This window comes from Methanothermobacter defluvii (genome assembly GCF_003385755.1).
GTDB lineage: Archaea > Methanobacteriota > Methanobacteria > Methanobacteriales > Methanothermobacteraceae > Methanothermobacter > Methanothermobacter thermautotrophicus.
On the sequence record NZ_QREL01000002.1, the window covers coordinates 180480 to 204830 of the forward strand.

Annotated in this window: 17 protein-coding genes and 1 pseudogene; 10 read left to right on the forward strand and 8 right to left on the reverse strand. The window is 51.5% G+C overall.

Annotation, left to right across the window (positions count from 1 at the left end; all coding sequences use genetic code 11):
- Positions 1 to 14: 14 nt before the first annotated feature.
- A pseudogene (gene fdhF / locus C7452_RS06730) lies at positions 15 to 2669 on the reverse strand (formate dehydrogenase subunit alpha).
- Positions 2670 to 2729: 60 nt separating this feature from the next.
- Between fdhF and mobB the strand changes: the two are divergent.
- Both mobB and moaA read left to right on the forward strand, forming a co-directional pair.
- Positions 2730 to 3431, forward strand: a complete 702-nt coding sequence (gene mobB / locus C7452_RS06735) for a molybdopterin-guanine dinucleotide biosynthesis protein B (RefSeq protein WP_231855281.1) — start codon at positions 2730 to 2732, stop codon at positions 3429 to 3431.
- Between the two features lie 73 nt (positions 3432 to 3504).
- Positions 3505 to 4422: a GTP 3',8-cyclase MoaA gene (moaA, locus tag C7452_RS06740; protein ID WP_048176068.1), complete on the forward strand. Its 918-nt coding sequence runs from the start codon at positions 3505 to 3507 to the stop codon at positions 4420 to 4422.
- A 106-nt stretch (positions 4423 to 4528) separates the two neighbouring features.
- Here moaA and C7452_RS06745 read toward each other — a convergent pair whose 3' ends face one another.
- Together C7452_RS06745 and nuoE are read right to left on the reverse strand one after the other, a co-directional pair.
- Positions 4529 to 6406 carry an NADH-quinone oxidoreductase subunit NuoF gene (locus C7452_RS06745; RefSeq protein ID WP_052457413.1) on the reverse strand — a complete coding sequence of 626 codons (1878 nt, stop codon included), beginning with the start codon at positions 6404 to 6406 and terminating at the stop codon, positions 4529 to 4531.
- A gap of 10 nt (positions 6407 to 6416) precedes the next feature.
- Positions 6417 to 6866: an NADH-quinone oxidoreductase subunit NuoE gene (gene nuoE / locus C7452_RS06750; RefSeq protein ID WP_048176066.1), complete on the reverse strand. Its 450-nt coding sequence runs from the start codon at positions 6864 to 6866 to the stop codon at positions 6417 to 6419.
- A gap of 117 nt (positions 6867 to 6983) precedes the next feature.
- On the opposite strand from nuoE, the gene fdhD reads away from it, so the two are divergent.
- A complete protein-coding gene (gene fdhD, locus C7452_RS06755; protein WP_048176065.1) occupies positions 6984 to 7730 on the forward strand; it encodes a formate dehydrogenase accessory sulfurtransferase FdhD in 747 nt (248 codons plus the stop codon).
- A gap of 169 nt (positions 7731 to 7899) precedes the next feature.
- Here fdhD and hxlB read toward each other — a convergent pair whose 3' ends face one another.
- On the reverse strand, positions 7900 to 8484 hold the full coding sequence (gene hxlB, locus C7452_RS06760; RefSeq protein ID WP_048061311.1) for a 6-phospho-3-hexuloisomerase: 585 nt from the start codon (positions 8482 to 8484) through the stop codon (positions 7900 to 7902).
- Positions 8485 to 8747: 263 nt separating this feature from the next.
- Here hxlB and C7452_RS06765 point away from each other — a divergent pair, with 263 nt between their 5' ends.
- From C7452_RS06765 to C7452_RS06795, 6 genes are all read left to right on the forward strand, one after another.
- Positions 8748 to 9602 (forward strand): LysR family transcriptional regulator, encoded by an 855-nt coding sequence (locus C7452_RS06765; RefSeq protein WP_048176063.1) that lies wholly within the window; start codon positions 8748 to 8750, stop codon positions 9600 to 9602.
- A gap of 220 nt (positions 9603 to 9822) precedes the next feature.
- Positions 9823 to 10752, forward strand: a complete 930-nt coding sequence (locus tag C7452_RS06775; RefSeq protein WP_048176060.1) for a carbohydrate kinase family protein — start codon at positions 9823 to 9825, stop codon at positions 10750 to 10752.
- A 229-nt stretch (positions 10753 to 10981) separates the two neighbouring features.
- Positions 10982 to 12283: a phosphomethylpyrimidine synthase gene (gene thiC / locus C7452_RS06780; protein WP_048176058.1), complete on the forward strand. Its 1302-nt coding sequence runs from the start codon at positions 10982 to 10984 to the stop codon at positions 12281 to 12283.
- A gap of 97 nt (positions 12284 to 12380) precedes the next feature.
- On the forward strand, positions 12381 to 13955 hold the full coding sequence (gene lysS / locus C7452_RS06785; protein WP_048176057.1) for a lysine--tRNA ligase: 1575 nt from the start codon (positions 12381 to 12383) through the stop codon (positions 13953 to 13955).
- A 1-nt stretch (position 13956) separates the two neighbouring features.
- Positions 13957 to 14466 (forward strand): UGSC family (seleno)protein, encoded by a 510-nt coding sequence (locus tag C7452_RS06790; protein ID WP_048176055.1) that lies wholly within the window; start codon positions 13957 to 13959, stop codon positions 14464 to 14466.
- 4 nt (positions 14467 to 14470) lie between these two features.
- Entirely contained in the window at positions 14471 to 15568 is a 1098-nt protein-coding gene (locus C7452_RS06795) for a hypothetical protein (protein ID WP_052457411.1), read from the forward strand.
- A 251-nt stretch (positions 15569 to 15819) separates the two neighbouring features.
- Here C7452_RS06795 and nrdD read toward each other — a convergent pair whose 3' ends face one another.
- The 4 genes from nrdD to C7452_RS06815 form a co-directional block, all read right to left on the reverse strand.
- Positions 15820 to 18105 (reverse strand): anaerobic ribonucleoside-triphosphate reductase, encoded by a 2286-nt coding sequence (gene nrdD, locus C7452_RS06800; RefSeq protein WP_173402650.1) that lies wholly within the window; start codon positions 18103 to 18105, stop codon positions 15820 to 15822.
- Between the two features lie 280 nt (positions 18106 to 18385).
- A complete protein-coding gene (locus tag C7452_RS06805) occupies positions 18386 to 19288 on the reverse strand; it encodes a hypothetical protein (RefSeq protein ID WP_048176054.1) in 903 nt (300 codons plus the stop codon).
- A gap of 94 nt (positions 19289 to 19382) precedes the next feature.
- On the reverse strand, positions 19383 to 20732 hold the full coding sequence (purB, locus tag C7452_RS06810) for an adenylosuccinate lyase (RefSeq protein WP_048176052.1): 1350 nt from the start codon (positions 20730 to 20732) through the stop codon (positions 19383 to 19385).
- A 15-nt stretch (positions 20733 to 20747) separates the two neighbouring features.
- Positions 20748 to 20906 (reverse strand): preprotein translocase subunit Sec61beta, encoded by a 159-nt coding sequence (locus tag C7452_RS06815; RefSeq protein WP_013294958.1) that lies wholly within the window; start codon positions 20904 to 20906, stop codon positions 20748 to 20750.
- Positions 20907 to 21054: 148 nt separating this feature from the next.
- On the opposite strand from C7452_RS06815, the gene polC reads away from it, so the two are divergent.
- Positions 21055 to 24330 carry a DNA polymerase II large subunit gene (polC, locus tag C7452_RS06820; RefSeq protein WP_048176670.1) on the forward strand — a complete coding sequence of 1092 codons (3276 nt, stop codon included), beginning with the start codon at positions 21055 to 21057 and terminating at the stop codon, positions 24328 to 24330.
- Positions 24331 to 24351 lie beyond the last annotated feature (21 nt).

Below are 24351 nucleotides of genomic sequence, written 5' to 3' on the forward strand. Positions count from 1 at the left end.
ATAGAGGTGTGTGGCTACCCCACAGGCTTTATGGTGACGGGTGTGAATTTCAGTTCAGGCATCCCTGATGCCGGGTCACGCCCTCCCCCGGTGAGGAGATTTGCCGGGGTCTCTGCAAAGTGGAATGTCATGAAGACAACACCCTCCATGACCTCCCCTGCAACCCTTGCCCTCACCTCCAGAGACCCCCTCTCTGATTTCACGAGGACCGTGTCACCATCCTCAACTCCGAGGTCTGCTGCATCCAGAGGGTTAATGAGAAGTTCCTCACTCTCAGAGAATGAATCAAGTTCCGGCACGCGCCCTGTCATGGATCTTGTATGGTACTGGTAGAGGTTGCGACCGGTTACAAGGACATATGGATACTCCTCTGAGACATCCCTTTCCTGATACTCTGGCAGGATAAATGAAGCCCTGCCTGTGGGTGTTGAGAATCTCTCAGAATGCAGGTACTGTGTGCCCTCATGCTCATCAGATGTGCAGGGCCACTGTATGCCACCATCCTGAAGCCGCTCATATGATATGCCGGCATATGATGGCACGAGTGCTGCTATCTCACTGAATATCTCCGAGGATGATCCATAATCAAAGCCCTCAGCCCCCATCTTCTCTGCCAGCATACAGAGTATCTCCCAGTCAGTCCTTGCTTCCCCGGGGGCATCGAGGGCCTTCCTGAGCAGCTGAACCCTCCTCTCGGTGTTGGTGAATGTCCCATCCTTCTCTGCCCATGCACATGCCGGAAGAACGACATCAGCAAGCTCAGCAGTCTCTGTCAGGAATATGTCCTGGACAACAAGAAAATCAAGACTTTCAAGGGCCTTCCGGGTCTTCTCAGCATCAGGTTCACTGATCAGGGGATTCTCACCCATTATGTACATGGCCCTCAAACGTCCCTCCAGGGCGGCGTCAAACATCTCAGGTAGCGTCATCCCGGGTCCCGGTATGGGTGAACCCCATCTATCAGAGAACCTCGATGACCCATCCAGTCCCTGGTAGCCGGGGAGTAGATCCGGAAGTGCCCCCATATCACAGGCTCCCTGGACATTGTTCTAGCCCCTGAGCGGGTTTATGCCTGCAGATGGTTTACCGAGGTTACCTGTAAGGAGGGCGAGGTTGCTAAGTGCAATCACATTGGCGGTACCATCAACGTGCTGGGTGATGCCCATTGAGTATATGATGGAGGCCGGCTGGTTTGATGCGTAGGTGATTGCAGCCCTTCTTATATCCTCGGCTTCAACACCGGTGAGGTTTTCAACCTCCTCCAGGTCCAGGGCCATGACCGCATCCCTGAATTCATCAAAGCCTTCTGTCCTTGACTCCACGAATACCCTGTCATGGAGGCCTTCCTCAATGATGAAACGACACATTGCCATGATCAATGGAATGTCAGACCCGGGCCTGTTCTGGAGGTGGATGTCTGCAAGCTCCGAGATCCTCGTCCTCCTTGGGTCAATGACCACCAGCTTTGCACCTGAGCTGATGGCCCTGATTACACTGTAGGCCGTTATGGGGTGTGTCTCGGTGGGGTTGGTCCCCACCGCCAGGATGCATGCTGAATCTTCAAGTTCAGCTATTGAGTTTGTCATTGCACCGCTACCCAGCGTCATGCTGAGGCCCCTTATGGAGGGTGCATGGCAGAGCCTTGCACAGTGGTCGATGTTACCGGATAACATCACGGTCCTCGTAAACTTCTGAAGGATATAGTTCTCCTCATTGGTGCACTTTGCAGATGCAACTGCAGCAAACTCATCACCCCTGTACTCTGATAACCTCTCGGCCACTTTGGATAAGGCTTCCTCCCACTCCACCTCAATGAAGCTGTCACCGACCTTTATGAGTGGCTTTTTAAGTCTTTCAGGGCTGTTTACAAAATTCAATGCGAATCTACCCTTAACACATAGTTTACCTCTGTTAACCGGATTATCAGGGTCTCCCCTTGAACTCACAACCCGGTCCCCCCTCACACCAAGGTAGATGCCGCAGCCAGCACCACAGTAGGGGCATACCGTCTTCACCTCGGTGAAGGGTTTCTCTCTCCTTGAAACAAGGGCCCCCACAGGGCAGACCTCCACGCATTCCCCGCAGGACACACAGCTTGATTCGATGATGGCCCTGTCCATGAAGGTGGATATCCTGGTGTCATGTCCCCTGTAGGCAAAATCTATGGCCTCTGCACCGGTAGCCTTGCAGACCCTTACGCATAAACCGCAAAGAATGCACTTATCATGGTTTCTAACGAAAAAGGGGTTTGATTCATCTGGTTCTGCTTCAGGTAAATCGGGTCTGAGTCTCGAAAGGTCATCCTCTGTCAGATTAAGATAGGATGAGACCTCCTGGAGACGGCAGTCCCCTGATGAGGGGCATGAAAGGCAGTCCCTGCTGTGCTCTGATATCAGAAGGGATAGCACAGTTCTCCTGATACTATTTATCCTCTCTGATTCAGATACGAAGTTCGCACCATCCTCTACAGGAGTTTCACAGGCCGTTACAAGACGTCCCTCATCGTTTTCCACCAGACACAGCCTGCATCCCCCAAAGGGTTCGATACCCTCCCTGAAGCAGAGGTGGGGGATGTATATGTCATTTGCAAGGGCCGCCTCAAGGACGGTCATGCCATGTTCAGCCTCAAGTTCCCTTCCATCTATTCTAAAATTAACAGTCCACTTCATATCATTTTCAGCTGATTTTATTTATGATTAGGAATTTATCAAGAGATATAGATAAAAGTTATGAGTAGAGAGGGTGAGGTGAAGAGGATGAAGATCATCGGCGTTACCGGTACAAAGGACACTGGAAAGACCACACTTGTGGAAAAACTCGTGAGAAAACTCACTGATGAGGGCTACAGGGTCGCGACACTTAAACATACCCATACCGGCTTTGATTTCCCTGGGAAGGATACTGATAAGCACAGGAGGGCCGGTGCAGAGATCGTCGCCGGGAGTGGGAGGGAAACCTTCTTCCTCCTTGAAAGGGAGATGGGCCTTGAGGAGATAGCTGGCACCCTTGAGATCCTTGATGACCTGGACTTCCTCATAGTTGAAGGCTTCAAGGAGATGGAGTATGCCAGCGTATCAACCTCCACGCCCGGCGACTTCACAGTGAAGGTTGTTGATCCATTCACCCTGGAGGATGTGGATGAGCTCATTGATCTCCTGAAAAGGAGGAGTTATGGTCTGCTGCAGGACCTCAACTGCAAGAAATGCGGTTTCAGCTCATGCAGAGAGTTCAGAGAGGCCAAGATCCGTGGAGAGGCTGATGATGTTGACTGCAGGAGTCAGCCCGAGAGGGTTCTCCTCAGGATCGATGGAAAACCTGTCCCTCTAAACCCCTTCGTCCAGGAGTTCATATCAAAGACTGTGAGGGGTATGATTGATGCCCTCGAAACAGAAAGCCTTAAGAATGGAAGGGTTGATCTCATCATAAAATAGTCCACATGGAGCTCAGTCATGGGCAGGTGACTGAAACCATATAATGGCATCCACCCAATTTCAGAGGTAAAAAATGCATGTCCAAGACAGACACGGAAGACCGGTTATGTCACTGCGGCTATCCATAACAGTTCGCTGCAACGTTAACTGTATCTACTGCCACAAGGACGGAATGATCTCATCCAGGGAAGAGCTGTCGGCTGCAGATATAGAGAAGCTCTGCAGGGTTGCCTCCGACCTCGGTGTGGGGAAGATACGTCTCTCAGGTGGAGAGCCCCTCATACGGGATGATATAGTTGAAATAGTTGAGAGGATAAATAACATCGGATTCCGGGACATATCCATAACAACCAACGGCACCCTCCTTGAAGGGTACAGCGCTGCTTTGAGCGAAGCTGGACTTGACAGGGTCAACGTGAGCTTTGACACCCTCAACCCTGAGACCTACCGCTTCATAACCCGGAAGGATTACCTTGAAAGGGTTAAGTCTGGTATAAGCAGTGCCGTTGATTTGGGGCTTGATCCGGTCAAGATAAACATGGTGATCCTCAGGGGTGTGAACCACCACGAGATATGGGACATGTTTGAATTCTGCCGTGAGAAGGGCGCTGTGCTCCAGATAATTGAACTCCTCAAAACAGAAAGTTGCCATGATGACGCCGTCGAAAGATACCACTGCGACATCACCCCCATCGAGGCGGAACTTGCAGAGAGGGCGGACCGGATCAGAACCAGAAAATTCATGCAGGACCGCAAGAAGTACTATATAGATGGGGGGGAAATCGAGGTTGTGAGGCCCATGGACAACACAAGGTTCTGTGCAAACTGCACAAGGCTCAGGGTAACCCCTGATGGGAAGCTGAAACCCTGCCTCCTCAGAAACGACAACCTCGTGGATACCAGGGACGCCCTGAGGGAAAACGATACTGACAGACTTCGTGAACTATTCTTTGAGGCCATAAGAAGGAGATCCCCCTACTACACTCCATGAACTGTTTCTGAGAACAGGATATGCTGTTTGAGGATCATCTAAATATACTAACTTAGTGTGGCCTGAAGGCTGCAGCTGAAGTGTACCCTGCCGCCCATCTTCCTTCTCATGAATCCTTGCTGAATAGGTTTTCCTGGCGGTAGGGGCCGGGAACCCTCCTGACAGCATCCTTTTTACATATATCAAGACATGACCCGCACTTGAGGCACTCATCCTGGTCTATAACATGCACCTCGTCCCTTGAACCCTTTATGGCCTCCGCCGGGCATGTCCGGATGCAGGCCATGCATCCATCACATTTTTCAGGGTCTATGATGTAGTGCATCAGTTCACTGCATGCTGCGGCTGTGCACCTGCCGTTTATGTGGTCACGATACTCGTCCTCAAAGTATCTGAGTGTCGTCAGAACCGGGTTTGGTGATGTCTGGCCGAGGCCGCATAGTGAGGCTGCCCTGACACCTTCAGCTACATCCCTGAGGATCTCCGGGTCTTCAAGTCTTCCCGAACCCTCCACGATATCATTGAGTATCATGAGCATCTGCCTTGTCCCCACGCGGCAGGGTACGCATTTTCCACAGGACTCCCTCTGTGTGAACTCAAGGAAGTACCTTGCAAGTTCAACCATGCATGTGCGGTCCGATAGAACAACAAGGCCACCTGAACCCATTATTGCCCCTGCAGATGTGAGGGAGTCATAGTCTATACCGGTATCGATAAGTTCAGCAGGGAGGCATCCCCCTGAAGGTCCCCCGATCTGTACCGCTTTCAGCTCTCCATCCACAACTCCCCCTCCAATATCGAAGATGACCTCCCTCAGGGTTGTGCCCAGTGGGACCTCAATGAGGCCGGTTCTTCTGACATCGCCCACAAGGGAGAAGGTCTTGGTTCCCCTGCTTTCAGGGGTTCCCATGGAGTTGAAGTAGTCTGCACCGTGCTGCATTATCATTGAAACAGCTGCAAGGGTCTCAACATTGTTTATAACGGTGGGTTTGCCCCAGAGGCCCCTTGTTGTTGGGAATGGGGGTCTTGTCCTTGGCATTCCCCTCTTACCCTCAATTGAGGATATCAGGGCTGTTTCCTCTCCACAGACAAATGCCCCTGCACCCTCCTTTATCTTTATATCCAGGTCGAAACCTGACCCGAGGATATCCTTACCGAGGAGTCCCAGATTTCTCAGATCAGATATGGCTCCCCTGAGTCTCTCAAGGGCAAGTGGGTACTCTGCCCTGCAGTAGATGTAGGCCTCCCTGGCACCCACTGCATATGAGGCTATGAGTATCCCCTCAAGCAGGGCATGTGGATCCCCCTCTATGAGTGAACGGTTCATGAAGGCCCCCGGGTCTCCCTCATCGGCGTTGCAAATGAGGTACTTCATTTCTGAGGCCTCCTGGCGACAGAGACTCCATTTGAGCCATGTCGGGAATCCTGCGCCTCCGCGGCCCCTGAGGCCGGAGCCCCTAATCTCCTCAATTACCTCATCAGGTTCCATTTCAAGGGCCCTCATGAGGCCTCTGTAGCCTCCGGTTGCAAGGTAGTGTCCCAGGTTTTCAGGGTCTATAAGGCCGCATCTTCGGAGTATCCTCCTTGACTGTCCCTCCATGAATTCCAGAGTGTAAACCGGTTCAAATGAGTCGCCATTGAAGGCGATGTCCACAGAACCTATGGGTCCAGCCTCCCCCGCCTCCACCAGGTGCTCCTGGATTATCCTCTTTGCGAGTTTACGGTTCACCGGGCCGTAGATGTAACCACGGCTATCCCCGTTGAACACGACCACCATGGGCTCGGCGTAGCAGAGGCCCATGCAGCCTGTGTGTATGATCCTGCACTCAACTGAGAGTTCTGCTGCCCTCTGCCTCATTATCTCCTCTATCTTCTGGGCCCCTGCAGACCTTCCACAGGTGGCTGAACCTATAAGTATGGTAGCTTCGCCCCTGAAGAGGGACATGTATTCCTTCAGGGAGTCCCCTGCAATTTTTTCGATCATTTAAGACACTCTAAGACTTTTTTGGGAATATTTTACCTGCCCTTGATGGTTTTATGCGTGATACAACCTCATCGTTCACCATTGCACAGGGTGCAAGGGAGCAGCACCCTATACAGCCCACGGATTCGAGTGAGTATTCCATGTCATCTGTAACGTCCCCCTCCTCTATGCCGAGGTGCCTCTCAAGTGCATCGAGAACCTGTTCCGCTCCGCTGACATGACATGCCGTTCCTGTGCAGACCATTATGTGCTTTCTCCCCCTTGGTTTGAACCTGAACTGGGCATAGAAGGTGGCGACCCCGTATACATGGGTCCTGCTAACCCCTGTGAAGCGAGCTGCTTCTTCCAGGGCATCCTCTGGAAGATAACCGTATGCATCCTGTATATCCTGCAGTATGGGTATGATTTCAGATTTATGGCCATTGTAACCCGCAAATATTCTGTTTAATTCCTCATCCATTCAAAACCTCCAGGTTAGAGAGTCATGAACTCAAATCTATTATAGATTAAGGACAAAAGATTATTTAACTGTTAAGCAAAGATGGATATATGTTTTTAGATGTGAGGTGGTGGGTGCATGTCACTGTACAGAGAGGTTGATGCTTTCCGTGTGGACGATGAAAGGAGAAGGGTCCTTGAAAAAGTCGTTAATGACATTGAGGTGCGTATAAGGATAAATGGTGGTATGGATCAGCGCTTCACTGCAAGCCCCCAGGCCCTTGAGGAGTTTGCAACAGGTTACCTCCTTGGTGAGGGTCTGGTGGACTCCGTCGATGATATATTATCCATTGAAATCAGTGATAACATAATCGATGCTGAGATAGAATCAGGAGATCTTGATATACGAAGGGAGCTTGTGATGGGCTCCGACTGTTTCGGTGGCTGGAGGCAGAGGGTGGAAATGGTGGAACCCGTTGATTCAGACTTCAGGGTCAGGGCTGATGACATATTCAGGGCATTCAAGCGTATGGTGAACTCTGCGGTTGTCTGGAGGATGACCGGAGGTACCCATGTGGCTGCACTTGTAACAGGTGATGAATTCAGGGTTTTTGAGGATGTCAGCAGGCATGTGGCTGTCGATAAGGTGATAGGCTCCGGTGCGATGGATGGTGTTAATTTCGGGGAGAGTTTCATTGTCTATAGTGGTAGAATGCCCGCGGATATGCTCATAAAGGTCGTCCGTGCAGGGGTACCGATCATAGCGTCCAACGCCGCCCCAACATCCTCAGGGTATGATGCTGCCCAGCGGACGGGTCTTACAATGCTCGGTTTCGTCCGCGGGAAGAGATTCAATATATACAGCCACCCTGAGAGGATAATTTAGGGATCGGTTCTCAGAATAGAGAGATTGGACACCCTGGTAATACCAGACTGAACAGATAAACAGATAATAAAAATTAACTGAACCGGGACATCCTGAAAAACCTGAGTTTCTGAATCCGATGCCCCGTGGCCTGTTAATGATGCTCCATTTCACTGTTCTGCCATGATGGCTAATCAAAGGAGCTGTGCCTGTGGTGCAGATCCTCCTCCCTCTTATCAAACCTCTCCATGAGTTCAGCTATGATGCCGTCCAGGAATACCAGGGCTGATATCTCAAAGAGTGTTCCAAGGGGTGTTCTTGAGTGATGGTTGCCCCTCATCTGCCTCTTCATGTAATCCTTCTCACCGTCAATCTTTGTCCTTCCTTTTATGGTCACAGTAAGATCTGCCAGCCCTGCGAGGTCAGAGTCAGGGTATGATGTTACTGCCACGACCTTTGCACCCCTCTCCCGGGCGATGGATGCTGCATTCACGATGTAACTTGTCCTGCCCGAACCTGATATTGCTATCAGGACGTCACCCTCATTTATTGCAGGGGTTATGGTCTCGCCCACCACAAAGGCGTTTATTTCAAGGTGCATAAGTCTCATGGCAAATGCCCTGGCAACGAGGCCCGATCTCCCAAGTCCCAGGACAAAGACGTTGGCTGCAGACGTCAGGATTTCTATGAAATTATCAAGGGTTCTCTCATCAATATCCCTCTCCATCTTCTCCAGATTATGGATTATGTCCCTGATAGCCTCTTTTATTATCATCGCAACACCTATATCAATATATACTCTGTATGATATAAAAACAGTGGGGAACGGACCATGAGACCTTATTCCAATCCAGATGAAATGTATTACTATGATCATAAAATGTACTGAACCCATAGGACCCCGGGCTACCCCTGAACCCATGACTGAAGAAGGATCTGAGAAACCCAGGCCACGGTAAAGGGCCTGGAATATGCTCCGGTTGATTATGAAACCCTGAAGCCACAGAAATATCATAGGTGCTCAGGAAAGGTGTCAATATGGATATGAAGCCCCTCCCTGGAATGGAAATCAATGGGCACAGATTTGATCACAGGTTCTTTGAGACCCTAAGGGTTATAGGAGAGACCTTCTCACAGAGAAGGGCCGCCATGGTTCTCGGGATATCACCACAGGTGCTCAACAGGAGGGTGCTCAGGGCCGAGTCCCTCCTTGGTGTGAAACTTGTGAGAAGCAGTGGGGCTGGATCAGAACTCACACCGGAGGCCATGGAAATCCTGGGAGCCTACATGCGCCAGATTAAAATACTGGAGGGTTCAGGGCCCCTGATGATAGCTGCTGGTTACATATCCTCAAACCTTGTAGAGGCCGCCATTGAGGGTCTGGGGGTGTCAGCATCCCTGTTTTCATGCTGTGATGAGGATTCATTCCATCTAGCAGAGAGGAGCATGCTTGATGCCGTATTCCTGGATGATCCCCTCCAGGCATACCGGAGGGACCTGGATTTTGTTCCTGTCGCCTATGACCACCTGGTCCTTGTTGGCAGGGGTATCAGTGATATCAGGGCCCTTGATGGCTCCTGCTTTGTGGGGGTTTCGGGTTCTGCCCAGAGGCTGGCATGGGAGGTCCTCTCAGAGGCTGGTGTGGAATTTGAGGTTGTCAGGGAGGTGAGATCCCCATATCATGCCCACAGAATTGTCATGAATGACCCGGAGCTGCTTACGTTCTTAAGTGCGAGTCAGTTCAGTGGCTCGGACATCCTGAGGGAGGAGACAAGGCACGTTATAAGTGCAGTGAGGTGCCGTGATAGAGAGTGGGTCGATGAACTGATTGAGTTTATCACTGGTGAGGGCCAGGCCCTGGTTGCTGAATCCGGCTTTGAGCCGCTTCACTGAGCATGAAACCCCGCTGAAAAACCATTTCTGGGATCAGTTCCCTGCATGAAATTTGAGGACCACATTTTTATAACAATCACCTTAATCCGCCTCAAATTATAAAGCCCCAACCAATAAAGGATGCTCAACAGAACTAGGCCCAATCCATCTATAACGAATAATCCAATCACATTATAAACCAACCCCAACAGAATTAACCCCATATTTTTCAGGTGATCATATGAGTGAAGACAGAGACCTTCTTGCTGTTGGACATACCGCCTTCGATTACATAATACATCTGGATGAATTTCCAGAACCAAACACATCAACAGCCATAAAACGCATGAGGAACCTTCATGGGGGAGCAGCCGCAAATGTCGCCCTGGTGGGATCAAGGCTTGGTCTTAGAACATCCCTTGTATCCGCGGTTGGAGGCGACTTTGAGGGTTCAGAGTACAGGGAGCTCCTGGAGTCAAGTGGTATAGATATTGAATCCATGATCCTGGTGGCGGATGAAAGCACCCCAACAGCCTTTGTGATGACCGATTCTGATCACAACCAGATAAGCTACTTCTACTGGGGCGCTGCAAGGTACTTCAAAGACGCCGAGACACCTGAGGATGCCATAAAATCTGCCCGTGCAGTGCACCTTGCAACCGGTGACCCATCCTTCAACTGCAGGTGCGGTGAATTTGCAAGGTCCCTCGGTAAGATAATAAGCTTTGACCCGGGGCAGGACCTCCACATGTACTCCCGCAGCCAGCTTGAAAGGGCCGTTGGTGTATGCGACATACTATTTGGGAACCACCATGAAATAGATCGCATATGCAGCAAACTGTCGGTGGATATCCATGGACTCCGGGAGATGGGACCGGGGGTGGTGGTTAAGACCTACGGGAAAGAGGGGAGCATCATATACTCCGATGATGTGATAAAGATAGACGCAATACCCCGGGAGGCGGTTGACCCCACAGGGGCCGGGGACTCCTACCGGGCAGGCTTCATGAGGGCCTACCTCCGGGGCGCGGACCTCAAAACCTGTGGGCGGTTCGCATCTGCAGTTGCATCATTCATAGTCGAGGATGAGGGTACCCAGACAAACATCCCTGACACAGGAAAGGCCGTGAAACGCTTCACTGCACAGTGGGGCTATGAACCCCCGATATGAGGGGGCCCACCCAGACTCTGACAAACATGATACACCAGGCGTAGCAGGCAGCAAGCCATGGTCCCGGCGATAGGGGAGACATCAAAGACTCCTTAAGAGTATTAACGGGGACTGAAACAGTAGTTTTTATAACTGGATGGAACCAATCAATATGATATCCATATATCTCATTTCCGCTGATCCAGATCATACCCTCACGGGTTAAGGGTCAAACCAGAAGGGTGATTACATGACTCAAATGGATGAAGCTAAAAAAGGTGTTATAACAGATGAAATGAAAGCGGTGGCGGAGGCAGAGAACGTCACCCCAGAGTTTGTGAGAAGAGGAGTTGCCAGTGGTAAAATAGCCATCCCAAGCAACCTTAACCGTGAAGAGGTTGCAGCTGTCGGTATAGGCGCCGGTCTGAGGACCAAGGTCAACGCCACCATAGGAACATCCACAGACATCGTCGACTTTGATATGGAGGAGGAGAAGGCCCGCATTGCAATTGAAAACAGGGCAGACACCCTCATGGAGCTCTCAGTTGGCGGGGACCTGGATGAGATAAGGAGAAGAATCCTTGACATCTCACCCATACCCGTTGGAAGCGTACCTGTCTACCAGGCAGCCATTGAGACCATAAGGGAAAAGGGAGCCTCCATATACATGGACGAGGACGTTATGTTCAGGGCCATCGAGAAACAGGCAAAGGATGGTATAGACTTCATGGCCATCCACTGCAGTGTCAACAGGGAAACCCTGAGGAGGCTCAAAAGGCAGGGCCGTGAGGGTGGCCTTGTGAGCAGGGGAGGCGCATTTGTATCCGCCTGGATGGTTGAGAATGGACTGGAAAACCCCCTCTATGAGAACTTCGATTACATACTGGAGATTGCAAAGGAACATGACTTTGTGCTCTCCATGGCCAACGCCATGCGCGCCGGTGCCATCGCAGACTCAACCGACAGGGCCCAGGTACAGGAGCTCATAGTACTCGGTGAACTAATTGACAGGGCAAGGGAGGCCGGTGTCCAGACCATCGTTGAGGGCCCGGGCCACATACCCCTCAATGAGATAAAGGCCAATGTGATACTCCAGAAGAAACTCTGCAGGGGAGCCCCATTCTACATGCTGGGACCCATAGTCACGGATATAGGGGCCGGTTATGACCACATAGTGTCATCCATAGGGGCTGCCGCATCAGCTGCTGCAGGTGCAGACTTCATATGCTACGTCACACCGGCGGAGCACCTTGCCCTCCCATACCCGGATGATGTGAAGGAGGGTGTCATAGCAACAAGGATAGGTGCCTATGTGGGGGACATGGTCAAGGGTATCCACAACGGGGAGAAGGACCTCGAAATGGCCAACGCCCGTAAGAAGCTCAACTGGGAGGCCCAGTTCGATGCCGCGATGTGCCCTGCTGAAGCCAGGCGTATAAGGGATGAGAGGCCCCCTGAGGACCCTGATACCTGTACAATGTGTGGGGAATACTGCGCGGTCAAGATCGTTAACGAGTGGCTTGACAGTGCAGATACAAGGATCTTCGACTGAACCACCCACTCCTTTTTTTAGAGAAGATTAATATATTTTGAAGTTCACACACTTTTTTGTTGCACTGATTCTATCACGTTTTTTACAGGTGATCTCTTTGAAGCACTGGATTGAAAGGATAGCTGATGAACTGAAGGAGAGAGATGTTGAAGAGCACGTTGTTGCCAGCGGAACATCCATATCCGGCTCAATACACATAGGTAATTCCTGCGACGTTTTCATAGCAAGCTCCATAGCCAAATCCCTCAAAAAGGACGGGTTCAAATCAAGGACCGTCTGGATAGCCGACGACCACGACCCCCTCAGAAAGGTACCCTACCCCCTCCCTGAAAGCTACGAGAAGTACCTCGGGGTGCCCTACTCCATGATACCCTGCCCTGAGGGCTGCTGTGAGAGCTTCGTCGAACACTTCCAGAGGCCCTTCCTGGAGGCCCTTGGAAGGTTCAGGATAGGCGTCGAACACTACTCCGGGGCCCGTATGTACACCGAGGGCCTCTACAATGACTACATAAGAACATCCCTTGAAAGGGCCCCTGAGATAAGGGAGATATTCAACAGGTTCAGGGACAGGCCCCTGCGGGATGACTGGCTACCCTACAACCCGATCTGTGAGAAGTGTGGCCGCGTGAACACGACGGAGGCCTATGACTTTAGTGGGGATACCGTCTGGTACCGGTGCGAATGCGGCTTCGATGGGGAGATGGATATAAAATCGGGGCTCGGTAAACTCACCTGGAGAGTTGAGTGGGCTGCAAGGTGGAAGATCCTCGGCGTCACCTGTGAACCCTTCGGTAAGGACCATGCAGCAAGTGGCGGTTCCTATGACGTCAGCAGCATCATATCCGAGGAGATATTTGACTATCCTGCACCCTACCCTGTTCCCTACGAGTGGATAACCCTCCGGGGTGAGGCCATGTCCAAGTCAAGGGGTGTCTTCTTCACACCGGGCCAGTGGCTTGAGATAGGACCTCCTGAGAGCCTCAACTACTTCATATTCAGGAGCAAGCCCATGAAGCACAAGGATTTCAACCCGGACATGCCCTTCCTTGACCTGATGGACCAGTTCGACCGGACAGAGAGGATCTACTATGGGATGGAGGATGCTGCATCAGAGAAGGAGGAGCAGAAGCTCAGGAACATCTACAGGGTTTCAATGATAGAGGAATTCGATCTACCCCTCCGGCCCTCCTACCGCTTCATGACGGTTGCCTGCCAGATCGCGGGTGATGACCCTGAAAGGCTCTATGATATCCTCAGGAGAAACTCACAGCTTCCAGAGGAGTTAATGGACCTTGAACTGGATCAGCTCACAGATAAACAGCTCGAACAGCTGAATGAGCGTATAGAGAACGTTAAAAACTGGTTGAGACTCTATGCTCCTGAATTCGTCAAGTTCCAGGTTCGGGAGGAGCTCCCTGATGTTGAATTATCAGAGCCGCAGCTGAAATTCCTTCAGGACGTTGCGGACCTCATGGAGTCCAGGGAGATGACCGCCGAGGAACTCCACGACGAGATGTACAGCATACTCCGAAGGCATGGACTTAAACCCCAGAAGGCATTCCAGGCAATATACAGGGTCCTCATAGGTAAGAAGATGGGGCCAAGGGCGGCTTCATTCCTCCTCTCACTTGAGAGGGACTTCGTGATAAGGAGGCTAAGACTGGAGGCCTGAAATGAAGGTCAGGATTGTTGAAAGGGATGTGATGGACCCTCTGGCAGATACATGCATGGATGAGATGCCTGTCAACGGGGTGGGTGATGTTAAGACAGTCACCCTCCTCGACAACACCAAACCCGGGGCCAGGACCATACTTGAGGCTGTTGAGTCCTCCCTTGAAGGTTTAAGGTTCCTGTGGTCTGAGAAACCCGCCGGTGCGCCTGCATCAGAGGACCAGATAAACAGGGCCGGGGAGGGGGACCTCTGCATACTCGCCCTGGGTGACTGCGGCTCCTGCACAACCTGGGTGATCCTTGACGCGATTCGTCTGGAGGGCATGGGGGTTCCAACAATCTCCATCTGTTCAGACACTTTCAGGGAATATGCAGAGAAACTTGCAGCCGCCCATGGGATGCCGGGCCTCCGGATAGTTGAGATAGAACATCCCGTGGCTGGACTGGAAACTGAGGAGATCCTCAGGAAGGCCAGGAAGATTATGCCCGCCATAGTGGACCATCTGAGGTGATAGTTTGGTTAAAATTGACAAATCCTGCGGATGCCTCATAGATGACCTCCTGGATGATAACAGGCTCTGCGGTTCATCAGAGGAGGATATGAAGGTCATGGTAGACCCCGACCCTGAGAGGGTCAGCCTTGAGTTCTATGAGAAGAGGATGACCGATGGTCTCCCCATCATACCCCCCACAAGGGGACGTGTGGAGAAATTCTACAGATACACAGCCAGAAAACCCGGGGATGTCATAGCGACGTTACCCCCCCGGATGGGGATTGCGACTGTGGAGAAGGTGGCTGTTAATGCTGTCATGGCTGGCTGCATACCCCAGATGATGCCGCTCCTTGAATCATGCATTGAGGGTATCGGAAGGGATGAATTCAACCTTGCAGGTATAAACGCCACAACCCATCCTGTATCAGTCGCGGTGGTGGTCAACGGACCCGTGGTCAGGGATCTGAACTTCAATCCAGGGGCAGGGTGCCTTGGACCTGGAAACCTTCCAGGTGCAAGCCTTGGGCGTGCACTGAGGCTCTGCCTCATGAACATAGCCGGGGCTGTGCCCGGTGTTGGGGACCATGCCACCATGGGTTCCCCTGCAAAGTACACCTACTGCCTTGCAGAGAATGAGGAGGAGAGCCCCTGGGAACCTTTACACGTTGAGAGGGGCCTATCAGGTGAAGATAGTGCGGTGACCCTCCTGGGGGTTGAGGCTCCCCATAACGTGAATGACCACCGTAGCCAGAGACCCGAGGACCTCCTTGACACCATAATCCATACAGCTTCCACCGCCGGCTGTAACAACAGCCACGTCCCTGGGGAGCTCCTTGTGATTATGAGCCCGGAACATGCAGAGACACTTGCATCCCATGGATGGACACGGGATGATGTTAAAAACTATATCCATGAGGGAGCTGTTGTACCTGCAGAGATGGCTGACCGTGGGGGGAGGAAGCTGGATGAGGGTCTCATTGTGGATGGCATGGTCCATATAACCAGGAGCCCCGCTGATGTTGTTCTCGTTGTGGCAGGCGATGCAGGAAGGCACACCATGATAGCACATGGATTCGGTGGCTCATCAGAGTCCCAGACCGTTCCTGTGAGGTTTCCCTGAAGATTGAATCCTCCCAGTGGTTCTCCAGCTTCTCTCCTATTTTTTTATTCTGTCACGGTCAGGATAGACACCAAAGCACTTGAAAAAGAACATCAGCTTCTCTTCTATTTTTTATTCTGTCACGGCTGGCTACCTTCTAATATTGAAAATTGAGGCACTGGTTTGTTCTCTGTCATTCAACTGAGAAATTAGCTATTGGCATACCGGCAAAAATAAAAGAGATTCAGTTAGTGGCTGAAACCATATTAAACTCAGAGGTCTATTCTTCGTCTATCAAGAAGTTCCTGCTGTTTACCCCTGTTCCAGCCACCGCTTGAGGACTTGGCACGGCCCACCTGCTGTACGTAACCTGTGATCCTGTCATACCACTCAACCTCATCCCTCTCGCCGCAACGTGCACAGGAATCCTGCAGACCCCTCATGAGGGTCTTGCACCTCAGACAGAAGCTCAGGGCATTGCTGTACGCCCAGAATCCTATGTCACTCCTCCTGCAGATCCTCCTGGTGAGGCCCTCAAGGGCTGCTGGGTCAGGTTTCGCCTCACCCAGCCATGCATTGAATATGTGCCCGCCAGGTGTCAATGGGTGGTACTTCTCCTCGATCCTTATCTTCTCAACAAGGTCCACCTCTGCATTCACAGGTGTGTGGCTGGAGTTGGTGTAGTAGTATGCCCCCTCGGTGCCCTGGAGCACAGCCTCCTCAGGGTAATGCTCATGGTCCAGCATTGCGAATCTGTGGGCTGTGGACTCCGCAGGTGTCTGGAGGACACTCCACCGCCATCCTGTCTCCTTTTTGAGTTCAGCTGCACGTTCATTTATGTGCTCTATGACCCTCAGGCCGAACCTGTTGGCTTCAGGGCTCTGTATACCTGCCCCGAGGTGGTACTCGAGCATCTCATTGAGTCCCGTGAATCCGAAGCTCATTGTCGCATTCTCTATACGGTAGTACCTCTCACCGTCTATCTCCTGGGAGAGGAATGGGAGCAGGTGGTAGTCGTCCAGGCATCTCTGAGCCTGGCTCCTCCTTATCCTGAGCACCTCAACCGCCATGTCAATGTACTCATCAAGGTACTCGAATAGTTCATCATCATCCCGTGACTGGTAGGCTATCCTGGGGAGGTTGAGGGTTATGTAGGCAAGGTTTCCTGTCCTGAGGCAGTCCTTCTCCCAGTCACCTGTCCAGTTATCTGCAAGGCTCGTACGGCAGCCCATGTAGTTTGCCATCTTGCCCCTGTAATCCGCCAGCATGTTTATGAAGTAGGCTGTCCCGTACTTGGATGCCAGTTCATGGACCAGGCTCAGTTCCTCATCGAATTCCCCCCTGAAGGTCTCCCTCCGGAGGGAGTATATGGTGTTGGGGAAGAGGTGGGGCTTCCCATCGGCATCACCCTCCAGGAGGACCTCAGTGAAGGCCCTTGTGAGCAGCCTTGCCTCCTCAGCGAAGTCACCGTATACACCAGCATACTCCCCGCGGGGCCCATAGGCTGGTTCGTCCTCAAGGAACTCAGGGACCCCGAACTCCAGGTTTATGCTTGTGAATGGTACCTGACTTCCCCTTGCAGCGTAGGCCATGTTGAGGTTGAATATGAACATCTGGACCGCCTGTTTGATCTTCTCATAGGGCAGCCCTGAGGCGAAGGGTGCCACGAAGACGTTCCAGAGGCTCATGGCCTGGCCGCCGGACATGTTCTGCTGGGATGCAAGCATTATCTCCCCTGCATGGTTCATTAGGGTCTCCAGGTGCTTTGGTGGTCCTGCAACTGATGTGTGATCCCCTGTACCATCAACCCGGAGCCCGTGCCTTATGAATAGCCGGAGATCGTGCTGCAGGCAGTTAAGTGGCCGTGCAGCGAAGAATTCGAGGTCATGGATGTGTATGTCGCCTGACATGTGGGCGTCTGCGAGCCTGGAGGGGAGTATGTGGAGCAGTGAGTACTGTTTGAGGGCCTCATCAGCCACGTACTTGTGGACGGTTTCAGGGTTATGGATCATGTTGGCGTTGTCCCTGGAGCCGTTCTCTATGAGGTTTGTGATGTTGTAGACCGGGATCCCGAGACGTGTGTACCTCTTCCTGAGGGTCTCAAGGCCGTGCTCTATGAGCTTTGTGTTAACAACCTCCCTTATCATGGGGGCTGTGAGGTATTCCACGTTCAGTTTCTTGAGCTCCCTCCAGACCTCGGTGGCGATTTCCCTTGCAACATCCTCTGAGGCGCCAGTCTCCCTTATGAGGTTGTCCTCTATCTTCTTCTGGTCAAAGGTCTCTATCTTATCCCTTGATGTCCTCACCCTGAGCCTGTTGGCTGCAAGGTAACGATCTGCCAGTTCCTCATCCACCTTCCTGAGGGAGTCGTAGACCAGGATCTTTATCTCCTTGGTGGTTATTCCATTGTAGACAGACCTTGCAACCTCTGAGGCCACATTCTCGGAGGTCCATAAACTGGCCCCCAGGTTCAGGAGGGATTTTACAAGCTTTTCATGGCTGAATTTTTCCCTTACACCATTATTTTTCAGTACACATGTTTCTGCCTTTGTTGGCATTGCAGCCAGAAGACGTGAATCATCAATCACAGGATCACCACATAACTCCTTATAAAATCTAATGTCTAAGTAATTTTATGTCCAGCATCCATATTAAATGTGACCCCTTGAAAAGCATCGGCTGCCTGGTAACACCTTTATAAGGGTTTAAATGTATGTTATATATTATTCATTTAATAAGGCATTCATATTGGGGACTGTTCGTATGGGGGAAATTAAGGGTCTCTGCATCACCCGGTCTGTTTTTGGCAGAAAGAAAAATTAATTGGGAATAAAACCTCTATTCGAGCCTTATCTGAACTGCACCTATCCTTGGTGCCAGTACATTGTAGAAGAGGGCTGTGACTGCATATGCTATGAATGCCCAGATGAATGCGCCGACTGTTAAAGCCACAAGTATGAGGATACCTGCAGTGTACTCTCCTGCAATGGCTAAAATGATCAGTGCTATTAGCCCCACTATTAAACCAAGGACCGCGGCGATTGACCCGGTTATGAGTCCAAGTGGTATGGCCTCTATCCCATCTATACTCACAAGGCCCTCACCGAACTCGCTGAGTTTCAGTTTTATGGGTGTTATCCGGGGTGCCAGGAAGTTGTAGAGGAGGAGGCCTATGGCAATTATCACGAAGGATGCTATGAATGTCATTACCGGTGTTAACACGATGTTTATGACAGTCCCGAGTGCCGTTGCAGATCCAACCGCAGCCATGCTTGATACAGCAGATGGTTCAACTGTCTTTGCAATGTTAGCCACGGTGTTGAAGAATATCCACTGGAGAGGGGCTGCTAAAAGCTGGTATATGAAGTTCAGAAGCGCTGCCACCGCGGAGAGTATCAGTGATGTGCTCACGATGTCAAAGGACTCCACCTTCTCCATAGCTATCAGAGCAAGCTTGATGCCTCCAAGGCGTGGTGTCAGTCCATTGTAAATGTATGCCCACAGAAAAGATTCCACGATGCTGAGCAGAAATACACCCACCGGCAGGACCACCAGTCCAACGACGGATATGCCAGTAATTATCCCCCCAAGAGACCTTACTTCAGCTGGAAGGGCAGATGAAATTGCCCCAGCGAATATAAGGATCAGGAGAGCGAATATGAATGCCCATATCGCCCCTATGGAGGAGTTCATTATTGTGTAGGGAACAACCCTCACAGACTTTATTTCTTTTAAATCCATCTTATCACCATATTAATTTATGGTGGCAGGACATATAAAAATTTATGAGAAGATTTTTTGAGGTATTAAGAAGAATATGTGTCTTCCAGACCGATCAGAGCCATTTTTCTGATTCCTCAAGGACCCTCTCAACCATCCTCCTGGCTGATCCGATGTAGGTCTCAGGGTTCATTATCTCCTCAAGGTCCTCCACTGTAAGGTAATCCATGATCTCGGATCTCTCAAGGACCACATCCCTGAGGCTTCTTCCTGTCCTGCTGGCCTCAATGGCACACTGGCGTACAGCTGCATATGCTGTCTGCCGACCCATGCCCCTCCTTGTTAGCTCAGCCATGAGCCTCTCCGCCATTATCAGGCCTCCTGTGAATTCAAGGTTCCTCTTAATATTCTCAGGGTAGAAGACGAGGTTGCAGAGGACATCCAGTGTCAGTTTAAGTATGTAGTCCGTGAGGATGCATGCCTCAGGAAGGATTATGCGTTCGGATGATGAATTTGTGAGGTCCCTCTCATGCCATAATGGGTTGTTCTCCAGGGCCGCGACAACATAGGACCTTATAACACGCGCAATACCACATATCCTCTCTGCAGTTATTGGGTTCATCTTATGAGGCATGGTACTGCTGCCCACCTGTTTCTCAGGGTCAAATTTCTCTCCAACCTCCATTATCTCTGTCCTCTGAAGGTTCCTGATCTCGAGGGCTATCTTATCAAGGGTTGTGGCTATGTTGGCAAGGACCATTATGAACTCTGCATGGTTATCCCTCTGGACGACCTGGTTGGATATCAGGACCGGTCTGAGTCCCAGTATCTCTGAGACCCTCTCATGGACCTCCAGGCCCTCCTCCCCCAGGGCCGCTGTGGTCCCGACGGCCCCTGTCATCATCCCGACACAGAGCCTTTCACTGCACGCATCAAGGCGCTCCAGCTGCCGGTGGATCTCATCTGCCCAGATGGCGAATTTCATGCCATAGGTGGTTGGGAGGGCGTGCTGTCCATGGGTCCTTCCGATGCAGACCCTGTCCCTGTTTTCATCCGCCAGATCAAGGAGAACCTCAAGTACCCTGGTGAGTTTATCCCTGAGAACCGAGATTGAGTCCCTGAGAAGCAGAGAATTGGATGTGTCAACAATGTCATTGGATGTTGCACCGAAGTGCACATATTCCCCTGCGTCACCCTCACACTGCTCTGCAAGGGCCTTTACAAGGGATGCTATATCATGCTTTGTGTCCCTCTCAATCTCATTAACCCTTTCAAGGGTTACAAATTCTGTGCTGGCCTTCCTGACTATCTCAGAGGCCGCTTCAGCAGGTATAATTCCAAGTTCGCCCTCTGCCTGTGCAAGGGCCGCCTCAACGTCGAGCATCTTCTGGAGCTTATTTTCAGCCTCCCAGATAACCCTCATTTCGGGTGTCCCGTACCTGAATTCAACTGGATGAATGGCCATCTTAACACTCCTTGATCATCCCGAAAATCTGAGTACAAGGCAGAACACTGCCAGTATTATGCTCATCACAACTACCTGTTCCGGTGTGAGTTTCGGTCCCTTTGTCTCCTCTTCAAAGTACCTTACAAGACCTGCACCGCTGGGTGGAAGTGTCTTCTTATCCTTCTTTGCCATGAAAAATCACCATAAGTTTGATGTATAAAACTTATTATATCTCTGCAGATACCATATAATATAAGTTTCACTAGCTGAAACTGAAGGACATCCACAGATTATTGAAAGACAATTCAATGGAGTTCAGGTTTACGTGTGATGTATCATGATGGACTACTTCAATGAGCTTGAAAGGGAGACAGAACGCCTCTATGAGATCGCAAGAAAGGCGAGGTCCAGGGGGCTTGATGTAAGCACCACCCCTGAGATACCGCTTGCCAAGGATCTTGCTGAACGTGTTGAGGGGCTTGTTGGTCCCGAGGGAATAGCCAGGAGAATAAAGGAACTTGAAGCTGACAGGGGACGTGAGGAGGTTGCATTCCAGATCGCGGCTGAGATAGCCTCCCAGGCTGTTCCCGACGATGACCCCGAGGAGAGGGAAAAACTGGCAGATCAGGCCCTGAGGACCGCCCTTGCAATACTCACTGAGGGCGTGGTTGCAGCGCCCCTTGAGGGTATAGCCAAAGTCAGGATAAAGGAAAACTTCGACAAATCCAGGTACCTGGCAGTGTACTTCGCAGGGCCCATCAGGAGCGCAGGGGGTACAGCCGCCGCCCTCTCAGTCCTCATAGCAGATTACATACGCCTGGCTGTGGGTCTGGACAGGTACAAACCAGTAGAGAGGGAGATTGAAAGGTACGTTGAGGAGGTTGAACTCTATGAATCAGAGGTCACGAACCTCCAGTACTCACCGAAGCCCGATGAGGTGCGCCTTGCAGCCAGCAAAATCCCTGTTGAGGTGACAGGGGAACCCACGGATAAGGTGGAGGTGTCCCACAGGGACCTTGAAAGGGTTGAAACAAACAACATCCGTGGGGGCGCCCTCCTGGCCATGGTTGAGGGGGTTATACAGAAGGCACCCAAGGTCCTCAAGTATGCCAAGCAGCTGAAACTTGAGGGCTGGGACTGGCTTGAAAAGTTCTCAAAGGCACCCAAGAAGGGTGAAGGAGAGGAAAAGGTTGTTGTGAAGGCAGACAGCAAATACGTTGAGGATATAATAGGTGGAAGACCCGTCCTTGCCTACCCCTCAGAGAAGGGTGCCTTCCGTTTGAGGTACGGGAGGGCCCGTAACACCGGCCTTGCAGCCATGGGGGTGCACCCTGCCACAATGGAGCTCCTCCAGTTTCTGGCCGTCGGGACCCAGATGAAAATCGAAAGGCCAGGTAAGGGTAACTGTGTGGTCCCGGTCGACACAATAGATGGACCCGTGGTCAAACTCAGGAACGGTGACGTTATACGGATTGAGGATGCTGAAACCGCGTCCCGGGTCAGGTCAGAGGTTGAGGAGATACTCTTCCTCGGTGATATGCTGGTGGCCTTCGGTGAATTTTTAAGGAACAACCACGTCCTGATGCCGGCGGGCTGGTGCGAGGAGTGGTGGATGCAGACCATCCTCTCATCCCCTAAATATCCCGGGGACGACCCCCTCAACCTATCATACTACAGGACCCGCTGGAATGAACTGGAGGTGAGTGCCGGGGATGCCTTCAGGATTTCAGAGGAATACGATGTACCCCTGCATCCACGCTACACCTACTTCTATCATGATGTGACCGTCAGGGAACTCAACATGCTCAGGGAGTGGCTTAACACCTCACAGCTGGAGGATGAACTAGTTCTTGAGCTCAGACCAGAGAAGAGGATACTGGAGATCCTTGGGGTCCCTCACAGGGTGAAGGATTCCAGGGTAGTTATAGGGTATGATGACGCCCATGCACTTATAAAGACCCTCAGGAAGCCCCTTGAGGATTCATCTGATACTGTGGAGGCACTGAACAGGGTCTCCCCGGTCAGAATAATGAAGAAGGCCCCCACCTACATCGGCACACGTGTCGGGCGGCCTGAAAAGACCAAGGAGAGAAAGATGAGACCAGCCCCCCATGTCCTCTTCCCCATCGGAAAGTATGGGGGTAGCCGGCGTAACATACCCGACGCTGCAAAGAAGGGTTCCATTACCGTTGAAATAGGACGTGCCACCTGTCCATCATGCAGGGTCAGCTCCATGCAGTCCATCTGCCCGAGCTGCGGCTCAAGGACCGTGATAGGAGAGCCAGGTAAGAGAAATATCAACCTGGCGGCCCTTCTGAAAAGGGCGGCTGAAAATGTTTCTGTGCGTAAGTTAGATGAAATAAAGGGGGTTGAGGGTATGATATCCAGCGAAAAATTCCCTGAACCCCTCGAAAAGGGTATACTGAGGGCCAAAAATGATGTTTACACCTTCAAGGATGCCACGATACGCCATGATTCCACAGACCTCCCCCTGACACACTTCACGCCCCGTGAGGTGGGTGTGAGTGTTGAAAGGCTCAGGGAGCTTGGCTACACCAGGGACTGCTATGGAGATGAACTTGAGGATGAGGACCAGATACTTGAACTGAGGGTCCAGGATGTTGTCATCTCCGAGGACTGTGCAGACTACCTGTTGAGGGTTGCAAACTTCGTCGATGACCTCCTCGAGAGGTTCTATGACCTTGAAAGGTTCTACAATGTTAAAACAAGGGAGGACCTTGTGGGTCACCTGATAGCCGGCCTAGCACCCCACACCTCTGCAGCTGTCCTTGGAAGAATCATAGGATTTACAGGTGCATCTGCATGCTACGCCCACCCCTACTTCCATTCAGCCAAGAGGAGGAACTGCGACAGTGATGAGGACTCGGTGATGCTCCTACTGGACGCCCTCCTCAACTTTTCAAAGTCCTATCTACCCAGTTCAAGGGGTGGCAGCATGGACGCCCCCCTTGTTTTATCCACCAGGATAGATCCAGAGGAAATCGATGATGAATCCCACAACATAGACGCCATGGACATGATACCCCTGGAGGTCTATGAAAGGAGTTTTGACCACCCGAGGCCATCGGAAGTGCTTGATGTTATAGACAACGTTGAGAAGCGCCTCGGGAAGCCTGAACAGTACACTGGCCTCATGTTCTCTCATAACACTTCCCGGATAGATGAGGGCCCGAAGGTGTGCCTCTACAAGCTGCTACCGACCATGAAGGAGAAGGTGGAATCACAGATAACCCTTGCAGAGAAGATAAGGGCCGTTGATCAGCGGAGTGTTGTTGAGGGAGTCCTCATGTCACACTTCCTCCCTGACATGATGGGTAACATAAGGGCCTTCTCACGCCAGAAGGTCCGGTGCACAAAGTGCAACCGGAAGTACCGTCGCATACCCCTCAGCGGGGAGTGCAGATGCGGGGGTAACCTTGTGCTCACCGTCTCCAAGGGTTCCGTCATAAAGTACCTTGAGATATCAAAGGAACTCGCATCAAGGTACCCCATAGATCCTTACCTGATGCAGCGCATCGAGATACTGGAGTACGGTGTCAACTCCCTCTTTGAAAGTGACCGCTCAAAACAGAGCTCACTCGACGTATTCCTCTAACGATTTACGCTCCAGCTCCTG